This window comes from Serratia sp. CoH_122_TC_1, from assembly GCF_058191755.1.
This window is the reverse complement of the sequence record NZ_JBXWLA010000031.1, coordinates 1-18,680: the sequence shown is the minus strand read 5'-3', so window position 1 is coordinate 18,680 and position 18,680 is coordinate 1. Positions and strand designations below refer to the sequence as shown.

16 protein-coding genes and 1 riboswitch are annotated in these 18,680 nt (G+C 54.7%); of the genes, 7 read left to right on the top strand and 9 right to left on the bottom strand.

The window, feature by feature from the left end; translation table 11 throughout:
- Positions 1-18 precede the first annotated feature (18 nt).
- A complete protein-coding gene (gene rpoC / locus AC2FC2_RS25840; protein ID WP_209640429.1) occupies positions 19-4,239 on the top strand; it encodes a DNA-directed RNA polymerase subunit beta' in 4,221 nt (1,406 codons plus the stop codon).
- 340 nt (positions 4,240-4,579) lie between these two features.
- Here the strand turns inward: rpoC and thiH are convergent, their stop codons facing one another.
- The 7 genes from thiH to rsd all read right to left on the bottom strand — a co-directional run bounded on the left by thiH (position 4,580) and on the right by rsd (position 10,801).
- Positions 4,580-5,713, bottom strand: a complete 1,134-nt coding sequence (gene thiH, locus AC2FC2_RS25835; RefSeq protein WP_490660139.1) for a 2-iminoacetate synthase ThiH — start codon at positions 5,711-5,713, stop codon at positions 4,580-4,582.
- Positions 5,713-6,492: a thiazole synthase gene (locus AC2FC2_RS25830; protein ID WP_209640431.1), complete on the bottom strand. Its 780-nt coding sequence runs from the start codon at positions 6,490-6,492 to the stop codon at positions 5,713-5,715. Before AC2FC2_RS25830 ends, thiH begins: the two co-directional genes overlap by 1 nt.
- Position 6,493: 1 nt before the next feature.
- Positions 6,494-6,694, bottom strand: coding sequence for a sulfur carrier protein ThiS (gene thiS, locus AC2FC2_RS25825; RefSeq protein WP_209640434.1), 201 nt, complete (start codon positions 6,692-6,694; stop codon positions 6,494-6,496).
- On the bottom strand, positions 6,691-7,440 hold the full coding sequence (locus AC2FC2_RS25820; protein WP_209640437.1) for a HesA/MoeB/ThiF family protein: 750 nt from the start codon (positions 7,438-7,440) through the stop codon (positions 6,691-6,693). The genes thiS and AC2FC2_RS25820 overlap by 4 nt, the downstream gene beginning before the upstream one ends.
- Before the next feature lie 4 nt (positions 7,441-7,444).
- Positions 7,445-8,083, bottom strand: a complete 639-nt coding sequence (thiE, locus tag AC2FC2_RS25815; RefSeq protein ID WP_209640440.1) for a thiamine phosphate synthase — start codon at positions 8,081-8,083, stop codon at positions 7,445-7,447.
- Positions 8,076-10,019: a phosphomethylpyrimidine synthase ThiC gene (gene thiC, locus AC2FC2_RS25810; protein WP_265557167.1), complete on the bottom strand. Its 1,944-nt coding sequence runs from the start codon at positions 10,017-10,019 to the stop codon at positions 8,076-8,078. The genes thiE and thiC overlap by 8 nt, the downstream gene beginning before the upstream one ends.
- 114 nt (positions 10,020-10,133) lie before the next feature.
- A riboswitch (TPP riboswitch) is annotated at positions 10,134-10,258 on the bottom strand.
- Between the two features lie 39 nt (positions 10,259-10,297).
- Complete coding sequence (gene rsd / locus AC2FC2_RS25805; RefSeq protein WP_209640443.1) at positions 10,298-10,801, bottom strand: sigma D regulator; 504 nt, start codon at positions 10,799-10,801, stop codon at positions 10,298-10,300.
- 99 nt (positions 10,802-10,900) lie between these two features.
- Here rsd and nudC point away from each other — a divergent pair, with 99 nt between their 5' ends.
- The 6 genes from nudC to AC2FC2_RS25775 all read left to right on the top strand — a co-directional run bounded on the left by nudC (position 10,901) and on the right by AC2FC2_RS25775 (position 15,276).
- On the top strand, positions 10,901-11,668 hold the full coding sequence (nudC, locus tag AC2FC2_RS25800; RefSeq protein WP_265557166.1) for an NAD(+) diphosphatase: 768 nt from the start codon (positions 10,901-10,903) through the stop codon (positions 11,666-11,668).
- Between the two features lie 39 nt (positions 11,669-11,707).
- Positions 11,708-12,772: a uroporphyrinogen decarboxylase gene (gene hemE, locus AC2FC2_RS25795; RefSeq protein WP_209640449.1), complete on the top strand. Its 1,065-nt coding sequence runs from the start codon at positions 11,708-11,710 to the stop codon at positions 12,770-12,772.
- A gap of 9 nt (positions 12,773-12,781) precedes the next feature.
- On the top strand, positions 12,782-13,468 hold the full coding sequence (nfi, locus tag AC2FC2_RS25790) for a deoxyribonuclease V (protein WP_209640452.1): 687 nt from the start codon (positions 12,782-12,784) through the stop codon (positions 13,466-13,468).
- A gap of 48 nt (positions 13,469-13,516) precedes the next feature.
- Entirely contained in the window at positions 13,517-14,107 is a 591-nt protein-coding gene (locus AC2FC2_RS25785) for a YjaG family protein (RefSeq protein WP_209640455.1), read from the top strand.
- Positions 14,108-14,295: 188 nt separating this feature from the next.
- Entirely contained in the window at positions 14,296-14,568 is a 273-nt protein-coding gene (gene hupA, locus AC2FC2_RS25780; RefSeq protein WP_012004757.1) for a nucleoid-associated protein HU-alpha, read from the top strand.
- 69 nt (positions 14,569-14,637) lie between these two features.
- Positions 14,638-15,276 (top strand): DUF1481 domain-containing protein, encoded by a 639-nt coding sequence (locus tag AC2FC2_RS25775; RefSeq protein ID WP_245210110.1) that lies wholly within the window; start codon positions 14,638-14,640, stop codon positions 15,274-15,276.
- Between the two features lie 45 nt (positions 15,277-15,321).
- Here AC2FC2_RS25775 and purD read toward each other — a convergent pair whose 3' ends face one another.
- Entirely contained in the window at positions 15,322-16,605 is a 1,284-nt protein-coding gene (gene purD, locus AC2FC2_RS25770; RefSeq protein WP_490660137.1) for a phosphoribosylamine--glycine ligase, read from the bottom strand.
- Between the two features lie 48 nt (positions 16,606-16,653).
- Positions 16,654-18,243, bottom strand: a complete 1,590-nt coding sequence (gene purH / locus AC2FC2_RS25765; RefSeq protein ID WP_209640462.1) for a bifunctional phosphoribosylaminoimidazolecarboxamide formyltransferase/IMP cyclohydrolase — start codon at positions 18,241-18,243, stop codon at positions 16,654-16,656.
- Positions 18,244-18,680 lie beyond the last annotated feature (437 nt).

Below are 18,680 nucleotides of genomic sequence, written 5' to 3'. Positions count from 1 at the left end.
TCCGACAGGAGCCAATCCGTGAAAGACTTATTGAAGTTTCTGAAAGCGCAAACTAAGACCGAAGAGTTTGATGCGATCAAGATTGCTCTGGCATCGCCAGACATGATCCGTTCGTGGTCGTTCGGTGAAGTTAAGAAGCCGGAAACCATTAACTACCGTACGTTCAAACCAGAACGTGACGGCCTTTTCTGTGCCCGTATCTTTGGGCCGGTAAAAGACTACGAGTGCCTGTGCGGTAAGTACAAGCGCTTAAAACACCGCGGCGTGATTTGTGAGAAGTGCGGCGTTGAAGTGACCCAGACTAAAGTGCGTCGTGAGCGCATGGGCCACATCGAACTGGCTTCACCGACTGCGCACATCTGGTTCCTGAAATCGCTGCCATCTCGCATCGGTTTGCTGCTGGATATGCCGCTGCGTGACATCGAACGTGTACTGTACTTCGAATCCTATGTGGTTGTTGAAGGCGGTATGACCAACCTCGAGCGTCGTCAGATCCTGACTGAAGAGCAGTATCTGGACGCGTTGGAAGAGTTTGGTGACGAATTCGACGCCAAGATGGGTGCGGAAGCTATTCAGGCCCTGTTGAAAAACATGGATCTGGAAGCTGAGTGCGAGCAGCTGCGTGAAGAGCTGAACGAAACCAACTCCGAAACCAAGCGTAAGAAGCTGACCAAGCGTATCAAGCTGCTGGAAGCGTTCGTACAGTCTGGCAACAAGCCAGAGTGGATGATCCTGACCGTGCTGCCGGTACTGCCGCCGGATCTGCGTCCGCTGGTTCCGTTGGATGGTGGCCGTTTCGCGACTTCAGATCTGAACGATCTGTATCGCCGCGTGATCAACCGTAACAACCGTCTGAAACGCCTGCTGGATCTGGCTGCGCCTGACATCATCGTACGCAACGAAAAGCGTATGCTGCAAGAAGCGGTAGATGCCCTGCTGGATAACGGCCGTCGCGGTCGTGCTATCACCGGTTCTAACAAGCGTCCTCTGAAATCTTTGGCCGATATGATCAAAGGTAAGCAGGGTCGTTTCCGTCAGAACCTGCTGGGTAAACGTGTTGACTACTCTGGTCGTTCTGTTATCACCGTAGGTCCATACCTGCGTCTGCATCAGTGCGGTCTGCCTAAGAAAATGGCACTTGAGCTGTTCAAACCGTTCATCTACGGCAAGTTGGAGCTGCGTGGCCTGGCCACCACCATCAAAGCCGCCAAGAAAATGGTTGAGCGCGAAGAAGCTGTCGTTTGGGACATCCTGGACGAAGTTATCCGCGAACACCCGGTACTGCTGAACCGTGCACCAACTCTGCACCGTTTGGGTATCCAGGCGTTTGAACCGGTTCTGATCGAAGGCAAGGCAATCCAGCTGCACCCGCTGGTTTGTGCGGCATATAACGCCGACTTCGATGGTGACCAAATGGCTGTTCACGTACCCTTGACGCTGGAAGCTCAGCTGGAAGCGCGTGCGTTGATGATGTCTACCAACAACATCCTGTCACCTGCGAACGGCGAGCCAATCATCGTTCCTTCTCAGGACGTTGTATTGGGTCTGTACTACATGACCCGTGACTGTGTTAACGCCAAAGGCGAAGGCATGGTGTTGAGCGGCCCGAAAGAAGCGGAGCGTATTTATCGCGCCGGTCTGGCTTCTCTGCATGCGCGTGTCAAAGTGCGTATCACCGAAGAGATCAAAAACACCGAAGGCGAGACTGTACACCAGACTTCGATCATCGACACTACCGTAGGTCGCGCCATCCTGTGGATGATCGTACCGCGCGGTCTGCCGTATTCGATCGTTAACCAGCCTTTGGGCAAGAAAGCTATCTCCAAGATGCTGAACACCTGTTACCGCATCCTGGGCCTGAAGCCGACCGTTATCTTTGCTGACCAGATCATGTACACCGGTTTTGCTTACGCAGCCCGTTCAGGTGCTTCCGTAGGTATCGATGACATGGTTATCCCGGCTAAGAAAGCGGAGATCATCGAAGAAGCAGAAACCGAAGTTGCTGAAATCCAGGAGCAGTTCCAGTCTGGTTTGGTAACTGCCGGCGAACGCTACAACAAAGTGATCGATATCTGGGCTGCGGCAAACGAACGTGTTGCTAAAGCGATGATGGAAAACCTGTCGGTAGAAGACGTGGTTAACCGTGACGGCGAAGTGGAACAACAAGTTTCCTTCAACAGCATCTTTATGATGGCCGACTCCGGTGCGCGTGGTTCTGCAGCACAGATTCGTCAGCTGGCCGGTATGCGTGGCCTGATGGCTAAGCCAGATGGTTCCATCATTGAAACGCCAATCACTGCGAACTTCCGTGAAGGTCTGAACGTACTCCAGTACTTCATCTCCACGCACGGTGCTCGTAAAGGTCTGGCGGATACCGCATTGAAAACGGCTAACTCCGGTTATCTGACCCGTCGTCTGGTTGACGTGGCGCAGGATCTTGTTGTAACCGAAGACGACTGTGGGACTCACAACGGCATCATGATGACTCCGGTTATCGAAGGTGGTGACGTTAAAGAGCCACTGCGCGAACGCGTTCTGGGTCGTGTGACTGCAGAAGATGTCATCAAGCCGGGTACGGCTGACATCCTCGTACCACGCAACACCCTGCTGAACGAGAAGACGTGTGACCTGTTGGAAGAGAACTCTGTCGACAGCGTTAAAGTCCGTTCCGTAGTTAGCTGTGAAACCGACTTTGGTGTGTGTGCAAACTGCTATGGTCGCGACCTGGCACGTGGTCACATCATCAATAAAGGCGAAGCTATCGGCGTTATCGCGGCACAGTCAATCGGTGAGCCGGGTACACAGCTGACGATGCGTACGTTCCACATCGGTGGTGCGGCATCTCGTGCGGCTGCTGAATCCAGCATCCAGGTGAAAAACAAGGGTACGCTGAAGCTGAGCAATGTGAAGTTCGTTATGAACGCCGCAGGCAAGCTGGTGATTACCTCTCGTAACACCGAACTGAAGCTGATCGACGAATTCGGCCGTACTAAAGAAAGCTACAAAGTGCCTTACGGTTCTGTCATGGGCAAAGGTGACGGTGCAGAAGTTAACGGCGGCGAAACCGTTGCTAACTGGGATCCGCACACCATGCCAGTTATCACCGAAGTGAGTGGTTTCATCCGCTTCGCTGATATGGTTGACGGCCAGACCATTACACGCCAGACCGACGAACTGACCGGTTTGTCTTCTCTGGTTGTATTGGACAGCGCAGAGCGTACCGGTAGCGGTAAAGACCTGCGTCCGGCACTGAAAATCGTTGATGCTAAAGGCGACGACGTATTGATTCCAGGTACTGATATGCCTGCTCAATACTTCCTGCCAGGTAAAGCGATTGTGCAGCTGGAAGACGGCATTCAGATCGGTGCGGGTGATACCTTGGCGCGTATTCCTCAGGAATCCGGCGGTACCAAGGATATTACCGGTGGTCTGCCACGCGTTGCGGATCTGTTCGAAGCACGTCGTCCGAAAGAACCGGCAATCTTGGCTGAAATCAGCGGGATTATCTCGTTCGGTAAAGAGACCAAAGGCAAACGTCGCCTGGTAATCTCCCCACTGGACGGCAGCGACGCTTACGAAGAGATGATTCCAAAATGGCGTCAGCTCAACGTGTTTGAAGGCGAAGTTGTGGAGCGTGGCGACGTTGTTTCTGACGGCCCAGAGTCTCCGCACGACATTCTGCGTCTACGTGGTGTGCATGCGGTTACCCGCTACATCACCAACGAAGTGCAGGAAGTTTACCGTCTGCAAGGCGTTAAGATTAACGATAAACACATTGAAGTTATCGTTCGTCAGATGCTGCGTAAAGGTACCATCGTCAGCGCGGGCAGCACCGAGTTCCTGGAAGGCGAGCAGGCTGAAGTGTCACGCGTTAAGATTGCCAACCGTCAGCTTGCTGCTGAAGGCAAGATCGAGGCAACCTTCTCACGCGATCTGCTGGGTATCACCAAGGCTTCCTTGGCGACCGAGTCCTTCATCTCCGCAGCATCGTTCCAGGAAACGACGCGCGTTCTGACCGAAGCGGCAGTTGCCGGTAAGCGTGATGAACTGCGTGGCCTGAAAGAGAACGTTATCGTGGGCCGCCTGATTCCAGCCGGTACCGGTTACGCTTATCACCAGGACCGTATGCGCCGTAAAGCACAGGGTGAAGCGCCAGTTGTTCCGCAGGTCAGCGCGGAAGAAGCAACGGCTAACCTGGCTGAACTGCTGAACGCAGGCCTGGGCGGCAACAACGATTAATCGTTGAATATGCCGTGGTCCCGGCTTGCCGGGCCCTTGCCAGATAAACCGCTCCTTCGGGGGCGGTTTTTTTTTGCTTTTACAACATGCCGATGCGTTGTTCTGAGTGAAGAATCCTGGAGTTAACATGTAGAGGGCCCCGGAGTCACGCGGGAAAGTACCCGACGTGATCCGGGGGAGGAGTAAGGCGGAGCCGTTGAGAATATGAGGGCTCCGGCTGGCGCCGGGTTTGGCAGCCAGCATCGCCACTATAGCGAGACCCATTTCCTGTACCAGACGCATTGGCGGCATCTGCGCGGCGTTTCCACCCCTTTTCAGGCTGTGCTGCAAGGGTTGCTGGTTATTGCGGGCTTCGCCCCAAATATCCGTCCCAGTCTTTCCACACGGGTTGTAAACCGGCATCGCTGATGGCTTGTGCCACCTGTTGCGGTGTACGTCCATCATGAGGTTCAAACTGTTCCAATTCAGGCGCGACGTCGTCAGCATAACCACCGGGCTGGGTCTTGGATCCTGCGCTAACGCTGTTGATTGCTACCGGGATCATATGATCACGGAAGAACGGTGACTCACGCGTCGACAAGGACAGCTCTACATCAGGAGCGAATAGGCGAAAGGCGCAGATCAACTGTGCCAACTGCGGTTCGCTCATGATTGATGCCGGTTCGATACCCCCGGCACAGGGGCGTAGGCGTGGAAATGAAATGGAGTAACGACTCTGCCAGTAGGTTTGTTGCAGGTAGAACAGGTGCTCAGCCAACATATAGCAGTCGGTACGCCAACTGTTGGACAGCCCGATCAGAGCACCCAGGCCGATCTTGTCGATCCCGGCTCGGCCCAAGCGATCCGGCGTGGCCAACCGCCAATGAAAGTCCTGCTTCTGGCCGCGCAGATGATGCTGCAGGTAGGTCGCGGGATGGTAGGTTTCCTGGTAAACCAAGACGCCATCCAGCCCCAGAGCTTTCAACTCGGCATACTCTTCCTGTTCCAACGGTTGCACCTCCATCATCAGCGAGCTGAAATGGCGGCGGATCGCCGGAATATGTTGCCGGAAATAGTCCATGCCAACTTTGGTCTGGTGTTCGCCGGTGACCAACAGTAAATGCTCAAAACCCAGTGCTTTGATGGCCAAACATTCACGTTCTATTTCCGCAGCATCTAACGTTTTACGTTTGATGCGATTGCTCATCGAAAAACCACAGTAGGTACAGTCATTGGCGCACAGGTTGGACAAGTAAAGTGGCACATAGAAGCTGACCACGTTGCCAAAGCGTTGGCGGGTCAACTGTTGTGCGCGTTGCGCCAGCGGTTCCAGATACGCTGCGGCAGCGGGGGAGATCAGCGCCATAAAATCTTCGCGTGTCAGTCTGTCCGCATTCAGCGCATGTTCCACGTCGCGTGCGGTTTTACTGTGGATGTGTAAGGTGATGTCGTCCCAATCCAACTGCTGCCAGCGGTGACTGAAGTCATTGGTCATCACAATGCCACCCCAGTCTGACTGAGAAAAGCAGTCAATGGGCTGGAAGCTACCGCATTGCGCTGGCTGCTGCCGAGTCCGGCAAGACGTGCCAATTCACCGGCTTCCAGCGCCAGACGGAATGCCCGAGCCATTTGTACCGGATCGCGTGCTACGGCGATAGCGGTATTGACCAGCACGGCATCGGCACCCAGCTCCATGGCTTCTAACGCATGGCTTGGCGCACCGATACCGGCGTCGATCACTACCGGCACCTTTGCTTGTTCGATAATGATCTCCAGGAAATCACGGGTTCTCAGCCCCCGGTTAGAACCAATCGGCGCACCGAGTGGCATGACTGCCGCGCAACCGGCCTCTTCGAGACGTTTGCATAACACCGGATCGGCGCCGCAGTAGGGCAGAACGACAAAGCCGTCTTTCACCAGCGTTTCCGCCGCCTTCAGGGTCTCAATCGGATCCGGCAGCAGGTATTTCACATCGGGGTGAATTTCCAACTTTACCCAATGTGTGCCAAGGGCTTCACGTGCCAGTCGGGCGGCGAACACCGCCTCGGCGGCCGTTTTTGCGCCGGAGGTATTCGGCAGCAGGCGAACCCCCAGTTGCTGCAGCGGCGCCAGAATGGCGTCGTTGCCGCCGCGTAGGTCAACGCGCTTCATGGCCATGGTCACTAACTGGGAACCAGAGGCCTGTAAGGCGTCCAACATCAGCGCAGGGGTGGCGAACTTTCCGGTGCCGGTAAACAGGCGTGAAGTAAAAGTGGTATCGGCGATTTTCAACATGTCAGCCTCCCGCGATAGCTTGAAACAGCAAGATGTCATCACCGTCCTGCACCAGGTGGTTGACCCAGTCGGCACGCGGGATGATGGTTTGGTTGATAGCCAGCGCGGTGCCCGGCTGGTGGCGTTCCAACTGCTTGAGCAGTGCGTCGACGCTCAGTGGCTGCGCTAATTCTAACGGCTGGTCATTAAGCCGGATCTTCATGCTGCCCCTCCGCATGCCGCACAGGTGCTGGCCTGGCTGAGTTGCAGTGTGCTCCAGCTTTGTTGTTTTCCGTCGAAGAGCCGCAGTTTGCCGCTGATGGCGGAAGGCATTCCCGCCAACATTTTTATCGCTTCCAGGGCTTGCAGCGTACCCATGACGCCGACCACCGGACCGAGTACACCCGCGGTGCGGCAGTTGCGCTGGGGTTCGGTGTGTTCCGGATACAAGCAGGCGTAGCAGCCGTGGGCATAGGGCGGCTCAATAACCAACAACTGGCCGCTGAACCCCACGGCACTCCCGCTGATCAGCGGTTTACCGGCCTTGATGCAGGCGGCATTCACCGCATGGCGAGTTTCCATGTTATCGCTGCAATCCAAAATCAAATCAGCGCGTTCTACGGCATGCTTCAATGCTTCGCCCTGCAGACGCTGTTCCATCGCGAGGGTTTCTATCATCGGGTTTAATGCCTGTAGCTGACGTTGCGCCAGGCAGGCTTTGCTTTTTGAAACATCGGTGCTGCGATACAGAATTTGACGTTGCAGATTGGTGATGTGCAACTGATCGTCATCTGCTAACAACAAGGTACCCACACCGGCGGCGGCTAAATAGAGTGAGGCGGGGGAGCCTAAGCCTCCTAATCCGACAATCAGCACCGTCGAACGTTTTAGCTTCTCCTGGCCTTCTGGGCCGATATCCTCCAGCAGCAATTGACGGCTGTAGCGCAGGAACTCTTGATCGTTCAACATGGTATTACTCCTTGCCTTCGATCAGTTGCAGCAATTCTGAGGTGGCTGCTCGCCAGTCTGCGGCCTGGGTAATTGCGCTGACGACGGCCACGCTGCCAACGCCACAATCGAGTACGGCGGCTACGCGATCAATGCTGATCCCGCCGATCGCTACCGTCGGGTAATCATTCAACCCGGAGATATGGCGTCTCAGTTCGACTAACCCCTGGGGGGCGGAAGGCATATCTTTGGTTTGCGTCGGGAAAATATGCCCCAGCGCAATATAAGACGGCTTTACCGCAATGGCGCGGGCCAGCTCGGCATCGTCGTGGGTGGAAACGCCCAAACGCAATCCGGCACGGTGAATAGCCGCCAGATCGGTGGTATCCAGGTCTTCCTGACCGAGATGTACGCCATAGGCACCGTGTTTAATCGCCAACTGCCAGTAGTCATTGATGAACAGCCGGGCGTTATACCTTTTACCGAGGGCAATGGCTGCGGCAATATCCTCTTCGACTTGCTCTTCCGGCAGATCCTTAATGCGCAGTTGAATCGTGGTGACGCCTGCTTCTAATAGGCGGGCAATCCATTCAACGCTGTCGACAACCGGGTATAGCCCCAACTTGTGCGGTGTAGCGGGGAAAGGTGTGTTGATATCAGTCATTGCTCAGTTCCTCCTGCAGGTTACCGGCGCTGTGGTAGAGCTCGCTGCCGCGTGATCGGAACTCGGCTGACATTTTTTCCATCCCGATTACCTGCACCTCTACCGGTTTGGCGGCTTCCTGGGCTGCGGCATAGTCGCGAACTTCCTGCGAGATTTTCATCGAGCAGAATTTCGGCCCGCACATGGAACAGAAATGGGCAATTTTGCCGGATTCCTGCGGCAGCGTTTCATCGTGATAAGCACGTGCGGTGGCCGGATCGAGTGCGAGATTGAATTGATCTTCCCAGCGGAATTCGAAGCGTGCTTTTGACATGGCGTTATCGCGGATCTGTGCGCCGGGGTGGCCTTTGGCCAGATCCGCCGCGTGGGCAGCAATCTTATAGGTGATCAGGCCCTGTTTGACGTCTTCTTTGTTCGGCAGGCCGAGGTGTTCCTTCGGCGTGACATAGCAGAGCATGGCGCAGCCGAACCAGCCAATCATGGCGGCCCCGATACCGGAGGTGAAATGGTCATAACCTGGTGCGATGTCGGTGGTCAGCGGACCGAGGGTGTAGAACGGCGCTTCGTGGCAGTGCTCCAACTCTTCGGTCATGTTGCGGCGGATCATCTGCATCGGCACGTGGCCTGGGCCTTCGATCATTACCTGCACGTCATATTCCCAGGCAATTTTGGTCAGTTCACCCAAGGTGTGCAGTTCGGCGAACTGAGCCTCGTCGTTGGCATCCTGAATTGAGCCTGGGCGTAGCCCGTCACCGAGTGACAGTGAGACGTCATAGGCGGCGCAGATTTCACAGATTTCGCGGAAGTGCTGATACAGGAAGTTTTCCTGATGATGGGACAGGCACCACTTGGCCATGATCGAACCACCACGGGAGACAATACCGGTCAGGCGTTTCGCGGTCATGGGGACGTAGCGCAGCAGTACACCCGCATGGATGGTGAAGTAGTCGACGCCTTGTTCCGCTTGTTCCAGCAGCGTATCGCGGAACATTTCCCAGGTCAGGTTTTCCGCGACCCCGTTGACCTTCTCCAAAGCCTGGTAAATAGGCACTGTGCCGATCGGTACCGGACTATTACGTAAGATCCATTCGCGCGTTTCGTGGATATATCGACCGGTGGATAAATCCATCACGGTGTCCGCACCCCAGCGGGTGGACCACACCAGTTTCTCGACTTCTTCCTCGATCGAAGAAGTTACGGCTGAATTCCCGATATTGGCGTTGACCTTCACCAGGAAGTTGCGGCCGATGATCATCGGTTCGGATTCAGGGTGGTTAATATTGGCAGGGATGATGGCGCGACCTGCAGCGACCTCTTGCCGGACAAATTCCGGTGTGATGTTTTCCGGCAGGTTGGCGCCCCAGCTTTGCCCCGGGTGCTGGTGGCGTAATACTTCGCCGCGGATACGTTCACGGCCCATATTTTCGCGGATGGCGATAAATTCCATTTCTGGTGTGACAGTACCGGCACGTGCGTAGTGCAACTGGGTGACGCATTTGCCGGGTTGCGCCTTGCGTGGCTGCGGGAGATGTTCAAAACGCAGGTGATCCAGACCCTCATCCGCCAAACGCTGCTGGGTAAACCCTGAACTCACGTTGTTGAGGGTTTCGGTATCGCCACGTTCGGCGATCCATTCCGCGCGTAGCTTTGTCAGGCCGCTATGCACGTTGAGTTCTGACAGCGGATCGCCGTAAGGGCCGGCGGTGTCATACACCGGAATAGCCTCGTTCTGTTCGTACTGTGGGTTATCTTTGTCGCCACCAATCAGCGTCGGGCTAAGTTGAATTTCACGCATCGGTACCTGCAGGTCGCTACGTGAGCCCTGCAAATAAATACGGCGTGAGTTGGGAAATGAAACGCCCTGAAGAGTCTCAATAAACTGCTGGGCTTCTTCGCGTTGCTCTTTACGGGCACGAGGTTTCTTAACGTTAGACATAGCAAGTTCCTACCAGTGTGTTGGGTTGGGAAAGTTGCTTGTCTGGAGCTCGGAGGGAGTAATGATGCTGGCCAGCAGGACGGGATTGTCCCAAATTGGGGCACCTGCCTATGGCGATAGATTACTCTTGTTCCCTTCGCGGGTATTAACCCGATCAGGTTCCGCGGATCCCGAATTAACGGTCTCAGCCTGGCCAATTTGATGAACAAATCAGGCGCTAGGCACTCCGACAAGATGCCCCCCAGTATAGGAGGGATAATAAAAAACACTACAAAATTTTAACGGGTCTGATCCAAGGGGGCGTCCGTCAGGGCTTGTTGCCAGGCTTCAGCTGCCAATTGGATCAACTTATCTTCCAGGGTAAAACGTGCTGCCAGCGTTTCACCGATATTTGACAACGCCTGATGGAATTCCAGACACACATCCTGATCAATATCTACTTCGGTATAGCGATCGTGGAAGGCCATGATCTGCTCTGTATTGGCCCAGAGCTTGGGGTAGATGTTAACTGCCAGAGACATTTTGGGACTGGATGCGCCTTCCACTTGTTTGATAATTCTGTCATAGATATGGAAATGACCGGCAGAGAGATAATCCACCAGATTATGGCAAAAGTTCTCCAGCGCTTTTTCATTCAGCGGCGTATGCTTTTCTTTATTCGGTTTGATGCCCACGAGGGTGCAATAGGCGACCAGCAATTGCTTGCGAGCCTGAAGCCATTGATCAACTAATTCATTACTACCACCAACGCGCTGAGTCAGGCTTTCCAAACGGTTGAGCATGTTTGACTCCGTAAGTAATAAAACGTAACAGTAAGTTATTAAAATGTAACAAGGCCGATTTGTAGAGTGCCAGTGAAGCTGAGGTTGTGCAACAACGATATGGAACTTGCATTAACAGGTAATGAAAATGGCTGGTGGATCGTCAGCCATGAAAGCAAACTTTGGTTACCGAACGGTGAACTGCCGTGCGGTTCTGCGGCATCATTCTCCCTGCAAGGGCGAATGGCACGCGCTATTGGCGAATGGGAAGGGCTGCCGGTCTGGTTGGTACGGCATGCAATGCCGCAGGAAATGGGCTCGGTACGCCAACTGCTTGAACTCGATCGCGGGTTGTTTCAACTCGCAGGGCGCGGCGTGCAACTGGCCGATTTTTACCGTTCTCATCGTTACTGCGGTTACTGCGGCCATGAGATGCACCTCAGCCGTACCGAAAGCGCCTGCCTGTGCAACCATTGCCGGGAGCGTTACTACCCGCAGATAGCCCCTTGCGTGATTGTTGCCATTCGGCGCGATGATGAGATCTTGTTGGCACAACACGTGCGGCATCGCGGTGGTATTCATACCGTACTGGCGGGCTTTGTTGAGGTTGGCGAAACGCTCGAGCAGGCGGCAGCCCGTGAGGTCATGGAGGAAAGTAATATTGAAATCAAAAACCTGCGTTATGTCACTTCGCAACCCTGGCCGTTCCCGCATTCGCTGATGATGGCCTTTATGGCCGATTACCACCGGGGTGAGCTCCGTCACGACCCCAAAGAACTGTTGAATGCCGGCTGGTACCGCTACGATCAGTTGCCACTGTTGCCACCGCCCGGTACCGTGGCGCGCCGTCTGATAGAGGACACCGTAGCCTTATGCCGTGAGCAATAAATCGCTACAATACCGGCAGATGAATAAGGGAGCCCCATAATGAATGAGTTGAAGAACGATCGTTACCTGCGCGCACTGCTACGTCAGCCGGTGGATGTGACCCCTGTATGGATGATGCGTCAGGCCGGTCGTTATTTGCCGGAGTACAAGGCCACCCGTGCTCAGGCCGGTGATTTCATGTCGCTGTGCAAGAATGCGGAACTGGCCTGTGAGGTTACGCTGCAGCCACTGCGCCGTTTTCCACTGGATGCTGCCATTCTGTTCTCCGACATCCTCACCATTCCCGACGCTATGGGGCTCGGTTTGTATTTTGAAACCGGCGAAGGCCCACGTTTTTCCTCGCCGATTACCTGCCGTGCTGATGTGGATAAACTGCCTGCGTTCGATCCGGAAGTGGAGTTGGGTTATGTCATGAACGCAGTGCGCACTATCCGTCGTGAGTTGAAAGGTGAAGTACCGCTGATTGGCTTCTCTGGCAGCCCGTGGACGCTGGCAACGTATATGGTGGAAGGCGGTAGCAGTAAGGCCTTTACCAAACTGAAAAAGATGATGTACGCCGAGCCAGCCACGTTACATTTGCTGCTGGATAAGCTGGCGGACAGTGTCATTTTGTATCTCAATGCCCAAATTAAAGCCGGTGCACAGTCTGTGATGGTATTCGATACCTGGGGCGGGGTGCTGACGGGGCGTGATTACCGTGAGTTCTCGCTGCACTACATGCATAAAATTGTCGACGGCTTGCTGCGTGAAAATGACGGCCGGCGCGTACCTGTCACGTTGTTCACCAAAGGCGGTGGTCAGTGGTTGGAAGCCATGGCGGCCACGGGTTGTGATGCCTTGGGCCTTGACTGGACGACAGACATCGCTGATGCACGCCGCCGCGTAGGGGATAAAGTAGCACTGCAGGGCAATATGGATCCTTCCATGCTGTATGCGTCGCCTGAGCGTATCGGTCAGGAAGTGGAAACTATTTTGGCGGGCTTTGGCCAGGGTGAAGGACATGTGTTCAATTTAGGCCACGGTATTCACTTGGACGTGCCACCGGAAAACGCCGGTGCGTTCATTGAAGCAGTCCACGCGCAATCAGGGAAATACCATCGTTAAGGAACTGACGTGATTGATACTCAAACCCTGCGTGCAGAGCAACTGCTGCGCGCCTCCGAAGTCATTCGCCAGGATGATTTTTTGGTCGACCCTCCGGCCTTTGTCGCCGGGGCCGACGTGGGCTTTGAGCAGGAGGGGGCGGTGACTCGTGCAGCTATCGCCATCCTGCGCTATCCGTCACTGGAGCTGGTTGAATACCAAGTGGCCCGTGTGGCTACCACCATGCCTTATATCCCCGGTTTTTTATCGTTCCGTGAATATCCCGCGTTGCTTGCCGCCTGGGAGCAATTGCATCAGAAGCCAGACCTGGTTTTTGTCGACGGCCATGGGATCTCGCACCCGCGCCGTTTGGGTGTTGCCAGCCATTTTGGCCTGTTGGTCAACGTGCCAACCATCGGTGTCGCTAAAAAGCGCCTGTGCGGTAAATTTGCTCCCTTGGATGCCGCAGCCGGAGCGTTGGCACCGCTGGAGGACAACGGTGAGCAGCTTGGTTGGGTGTGGCGTAGTAAAGCACGCTGTAACCCGCTGTTTATTTCCACTGGCCACCGCGTTGGGGCCGACACTGCACTAGACTGGGTTCAACGTTGTATGGCCGGTTACCGTTTGCCGGAACCCACTCGCTGGGCCGATGCCATCGCCTCGCGCCGACCGGCCTTCCAGCGCTGGTTGCAGCAGCATCCAGAGATGCCGCAATGACCGATTTCGGTTACACTGCGGCGCAGATAACGCGTAAGAGAGTGAATAATGCTACGTAACCCGATTCATTTACGTCTGGAAAAACTTGAAAGCTGGCAACATTTGACCTTTATGGCCAGTTTGTGCGAGCGTATGTACCCGAATTACCAGATGTTCTGCCTGCAAACCGAGTTCGGCGATCCGGCGATTTACCGTCGCATTCTGGATTTGGTGTGGGAAACGCTGGTGGTCAAGGACGCCAAGGTCAACTTTGACAACCAACTGGAGAAGTTGGAAGAGGCGATCCCTTCGGCAGAAGATTACGATCTTTACGGTGTTTACCCGGCGATTGACGCCTGTATTGCATTAGGGGAACTGATCCATTCGCGACTCAGCGGGGAGACGCTAGAGCACGCCATCGCCATCAGTGAAACGTCAATTCGCACTGTGGCGATGCTGGAAATGACTCAAGCCGGTAAAGAAATGACCGACGATGAGCTCAAGGTTTTGCCTGCGGTAGAGGAAGAATGGGACATCCAATGGGAAATTTTCCGCCTGTTGGCTGACTGTGAAGAGCGTGATATAGAGCTGATCAAAGGGTTGCGTTCTGACCTGCGAGAGGCGGCGGTAAGTAATATCGGGATAAATTTAACGCAATAAGGCAAGAAAACGTGATTTAACGCCTGATTTGTCATGCCTTAAGGCTTCACATCCGCACCCTGTCTGGTCTACATTTGGGGGGCGTAAAAAAAGTGGCTATCGGTGCGTGTATGCAGGGAGTGCTGTCCATCGGCATATCCGTCGCACTCGATGCTTTGCAAACGATAAACACACTGTAAGGATAACTTATGAACAAGACTCAACTGATTGATGTAATCGCGGACAAGGCTGACCTTTCCAAAGCACAAGCTAAGCTGGCTCTGGAATCTACCCTGGCTGCTATTACTGAGTCTCTGAAAGAAGGTGATGCAGTACAATTGGTTGGTTTCGGTACTTTCAAGGTAAACCACCGCAACGAGCGCACTGGTCGTAACCCGCAGACTGGTAAAGAAATCAAAATCGCAGCTGCTAACGTGCCTGCGTTCGTTTCTGGTAAAGCACTGAAAGACGCAGTTAAGTAATACTGCGTGTTCGTGAAAAGATTAAACAGGGGGGCAATCGCGCCCCTTTTGTTTATCCGACAGGCGCTTATGGTCATTGGCATTGCCGGTGGCCTGAGCGCCTGCAGCAGTCATTCCGATCTTCCTGCCTTTAGTGCCAGCGGTTATGTTGCCGATCAGGGTGTTGTCCGGCTGTGGCGTAAAGACGACGATCAGCATCGCCCAGTGGTGTTGATGAGCGTCTATAGCCCTTATCGTGGCCCGGGTACAGTCACCACGCTTTACGAATATCAAAATGGCACGCTGCGCCAGATTAAGCGTACCGACGCTGATGGCGATCGCGACTCTATCCAATTGCGCTTTGCCGATGACGGTAGCGTGAGCTTTATGCAGCGCCAACTGGCCACGCGGCGTGAACCACTGACCACAGACGAAATCGCGTTGTATCAGTATCAGGCGCGACGAGTGCTTGAAGTCAGCAATGCGCTGCGCGCCGGTAAGGTGAAACTGCTGCAGGGGCATTGGCAGCAGGGCGTAGTACAAACGTGCGATGGACAAACGCTAAAACCGGGGCTCGATGGCAGTGCCGAAGCATGGATTGCGCGACGTGCCAGCAACAGCAGTCAGCCGGTGAATATAGCTTGGTTGGAAGCGCCGGAAGGGAGTGAGTTGTTGCTGGTGGCAAACGATGATTTTTGTCGTTGGGAACCGAAAGAAGACCAGCTATAAAAAAGGCCCCGCATTGCGGAGCCCAAGAGATTTTCAGCGTTCAGATCATTTGCCGCGTGCAATCGCGCGATAGCCAATGTCTTTACGGCAGAAACTGCCCGGCCACTGAATACCCTCCGCCAGCTGATAAGCACGTTGTTGTGCTTGCGCTACCGTTTCACCGAGTGCGGTTACGCACAGTACACGCCCACCACTGGTCACCACGTCATTGTCCTGCATGCGAGTACCTGCATGGAACACCTTACCGTCGGCGCTTTCCTGTTGCGGCAGACCTTGAATAACATCACCATTGTTGTAATCACCTGGGTAACCACCGGCGGCCAGCACTACGCCTAGCGCAGGGCGTTCGTCCCATTCAGACGTTTTCTCATCCAGCTTGCCTTCCGCACCGGCCAGACACAGCTCAACCAGATCGGAACGCAGACGCAACATAATCGGTTGGGTTTCTGGATCGCCAAAGCGGCAGTTGAATTCAATTACCTTAGGCTGACCGTCGGCAGAGATCATCAGACCCGCATACAGGAAGCCAACGTAGGTATTGCCTTCCGCTGCCATGCCGCGTACGGTTGGCCAAATAACCTGGTCCATGGCGCGCTGGTGGATCTCATCAGTGACGACAGGTGCCGGGGAGTAGGCCCCCATACCACCGGTATTGGGGCCAGTATCGCCGTCGCCGACGCGCTTATGATCCTGGCTGGTAGCCATAGGCACCACGTTCTCACCGTCGACCATCACGATAAAGCTGGCCTCTTCACCGTCGAGGAACTCTTCGACCACGATGCGGTGGCCCGCATCGCCAAATGCGTTCCCGGCGAGCATGTCCTGTACCGCGTCCTCTGCTTCCTGCAGCGTCATGGCAACGATCACGCCTTTGCCAGCAGCCAGGCCATCGGCCTTGATGACGATAGGGGCACCTTTGCTGCGTATGTAGGCTAGCGCTGGCTCAACCTCGGTAAAGTTCTGGTACTCGGCGCTTGGGATATTATGGCGGGCCAGAAAATCTTTGGTGAAGGCTTTGGAGCCTTCTAATTGTGCTGCAGCTTGGGACGGTCCAAAGATTTTCAGACCGGCGGCTTGGAAAGCATCAACCACGCCAATCACCAGCGGTGCTTCCGGCCCGACAATGGTGAGACCGATATCGTGGCTCTGGGCAAAGGCAAGCAGGGCCGGGATATCGGTAGCGGAGATCGCGACGTTCTCCAAATTGCTTTCCAGAGCGGTACCGGCGTTACCCGGTGCAACATAGACTTTATCTGCTAAGGGTGACTGAGCGGCTTTCCAGGCAAGTGCGTGTTCACGCCCACCGTTGCCGATAATCAAAATATTCATCAGGTGCTCCACGCTAAGCGTGCGCCGTCGCGCACGCGGCAAAAGGGATTAATGGCGGAAGTGGCGCATGTCGGTAAAGATCATCGCGATACCGTGCTCGTTGGCAGCGGCAATCACTTCATCATCACGGATCGAACCGCCTGGTTGGATCACGCAACGGATGCCCACGGCTGCAGCAGCATCAATGCCATCGCGGAACGGGAAGAAAGCGTCAGATGCCATCGCGGATCCTTTGACTTCCAGACCTTCGTCAGCGGCTTTGATCCCGGCGATCTTGGCTGAGTAAACACGGCTCATCTGGCCGGCACCTATGCCGATCGTCATGTTGTCACGGGCATAAACGATAGCGTTGGATTTCACAAACTTGGCGACTTTCCAGCAGAACAACGCATCTTGCAGTTCTTGCGCCGTTGGCTGGCGTTCGGATACCACGCGCAGATCGCTTTCACTGACCATGCCCAAATCGCGATCTTGCACCAGCAGGCCACCGTTGACACGTTTGAAGTCGAGAGCGGCAACGCGTTGTTGCCATTGACCACAGGCCAGGACGCGGACGTTTTGTTTTGCAGCCAGCAGTGAGCGGGCTTCCTGACTGATGCTTGGCGCGATAATCACTTCTACAAATTGACGGCTGATAATGGCTTGCGCGGTAGCGGCGTCCAGTTCGCGGTTAAAAGCAATGATGCCGCCGAAAGCAGAGGTAGGGTCGGTTTGATAGGCGCGTTCATAGGCCGCCAGAATATCGTCGCCGATTGCTACGCCACATGGGTTGGCGTGCTTGACGATCACGCAGGCGGGCTCGGCAAACTCTTTCACGCACTCCAGTGCGGCATCGGTATCGGCGATGTTGTTGTAGGACAGCGCTTTACCTTGTAGCTGTTCCGCGGTAGCGACAGAGGCTTCCTGAACGTTCTCTTCTATATAGAAGGCAGCTTGCTGGTGGCTGTTTTCACCGTAACGCATATCCTGCTTCTTAATATAGTTGAGGTTGAGCGTCCGAGGGAAACGGCCGGAAGGCTGCTCGGTATCACCGTGGTAGGCCGGAACCAGTGCGCCGAAGTAGTTGGCAATCATACTGTCGTAGGCAGCGGTGTGTTCGAAGGCTTTAATCGCCAGATCAAAACGGGTGGCGTATTGCAGCGAACCGTCGTTGTTATCCATCTCGGTAATAATAGCGGCGTAGTCGCTGCTCTTTACTACGATGGCGACATCTTTATGGTTCTTGGCCGCGGAGCGCACCATGGTTGGCCCGCCGATGTCGATGTTCTCGACAGCGTCCTCCAGTGAACAGTTCGGACGAGCGACTGTCTGGGCGAACGGATACAGGTTTACTACCACCATATCGATCGGCTTGATGTCATGCTGGCTCATGATGGCATCGTCCTGGCCGCGGCGGCCAAGAATGCCGCCGTGTACTTTGGGGTGCAGAGTCTTTACTCGTCCGTCCATCATTTCCGGGAAGCCGGTGTAGTCGGAAACTTCGGTAACAGGCAGGCCGGCATCTGCCAGTAGGCGGGCAGTACCACCGGTGGAGAGCAATTCAACGCCACGCTGGGAAAGCGCTTCGGCGAATTCAACGATTCCGGCTTTATCAGAGACGCTGAGCAGGGCCCGGCGGATTGGACGAGGTTGTTGCATGGTTTTATCCCTTGGCTTTGAAGTCGCAATAAAAGAGCGTTACGTGAATTTCCACCTTCTTCTCTCTATAAAGAAAGGTTTTTCTCTATATAAAGGGGCAAGCAGGCACAGATTCAGGTAACGCCCCCATTAAAAGGGGAGCGTTTCGTCGCGGGGAATTGTAGCGAAAACGTTTGCGTGGCGCTCGTAAATTTTCCGTTCAAATGCGTTCTGTGGATAAGTTTGTGTACAACAAGGTATAAGGAGGGGTTTTGCTGTGGAATGCAGCAAACGATCGTTTTTGTCGAAAATACCTATTGCGGCCTGCTGAGAACTCCCTATAATGCGCCTCCATCGACACGGAACATGTGAACAACTTCGCAGAGTCTCCGGGGTTCGAAGAGAAAAAATCCTGAAATTTAGGGGTTGACTCTGAAAGAGGAAAGCGTATTATACGC

Excerpts from the sequence above, each read along its gene's own strand:
- hemE (WP_209640449.1), top strand. The coding sequence starts at position 11,708 with ATGAATGAGTTGAAGAACGATCGTTACCTGCGCGCACTGCTACGTCAG.
- AC2FC2_RS25785 (WP_209640455.1), top strand. The coding sequence starts at position 13,517 with ATGCTACGTAACCCGATTCATTTACGTCTGGAAAAACTTGAAAGCTGG.
- nudC (WP_265557166.1), top strand. The coding sequence starts at position 10,901 with ATGGAACTTGCATTAACAGGTAATGAAAATGGCTGGTGGATCGTCAGC.
- purH (WP_209640462.1), bottom strand. The coding sequence starts at position 18,243 with ATGCAACAACCTCGTCCAATCCGCCGGGCCCTGCTCAGCGTCTCTGAT.
- AC2FC2_RS25830 (WP_209640431.1), bottom strand. The coding sequence starts at position 6,492 with ATGTTGAAAATCGCCGATACCACTTTTACTTCACGCCTGTTTACCGGC.
- purD (WP_490660137.1), bottom strand. The coding sequence starts at position 16,605 with ATGAATATTTTGATTATCGGCAACGGTGGGCGTGAACACGCACTTGCC.
- thiE (WP_209640440.1), bottom strand. The coding sequence starts at position 8,083 with ATGACTGATATCAACACACCTTTCCCCGCTACACCGCACAAGTTGGGG.
- thiC (WP_265557167.1), bottom strand. The coding sequence starts at position 10,019 with ATGTCTAACGTTAAGAAACCTCGTGCCCGTAAAGAGCAACGCGAAGAA.
- hupA (WP_012004757.1), top strand. The coding sequence starts at position 14,296 with ATGAACAAGACTCAACTGATTGATGTAATCGCGGACAAGGCTGACCTT.
- AC2FC2_RS25820 (WP_209640437.1), bottom strand. The coding sequence starts at position 7,440 with ATGTTGAACGATCAAGAGTTCCTGCGCTACAGCCGTCAATTGCTGCTG.
- thiS (WP_209640434.1), bottom strand. The coding sequence starts at position 6,694 with ATGAAGATCCGGCTTAATGACCAGCCGTTAGAATTAGCGCAGCCACTG.
- AC2FC2_RS25775 (WP_245210110.1), top strand. The coding sequence starts at position 14,638 with ATGGTCATTGGCATTGCCGGTGGCCTGAGCGCCTGCAGCAGTCATTCC.
- rsd (WP_209640443.1), bottom strand. The coding sequence starts at position 10,801 with ATGCTCAACCGTTTGGAAAGCCTGACTCAGCGCGTTGGTGGTAGTAAT.
- thiH (WP_490660139.1), bottom strand. The coding sequence starts at position 5,713 with ATGACCAATGACTTCAGTCACCGCTGGCAGCAGTTGGATTGGGACGAC.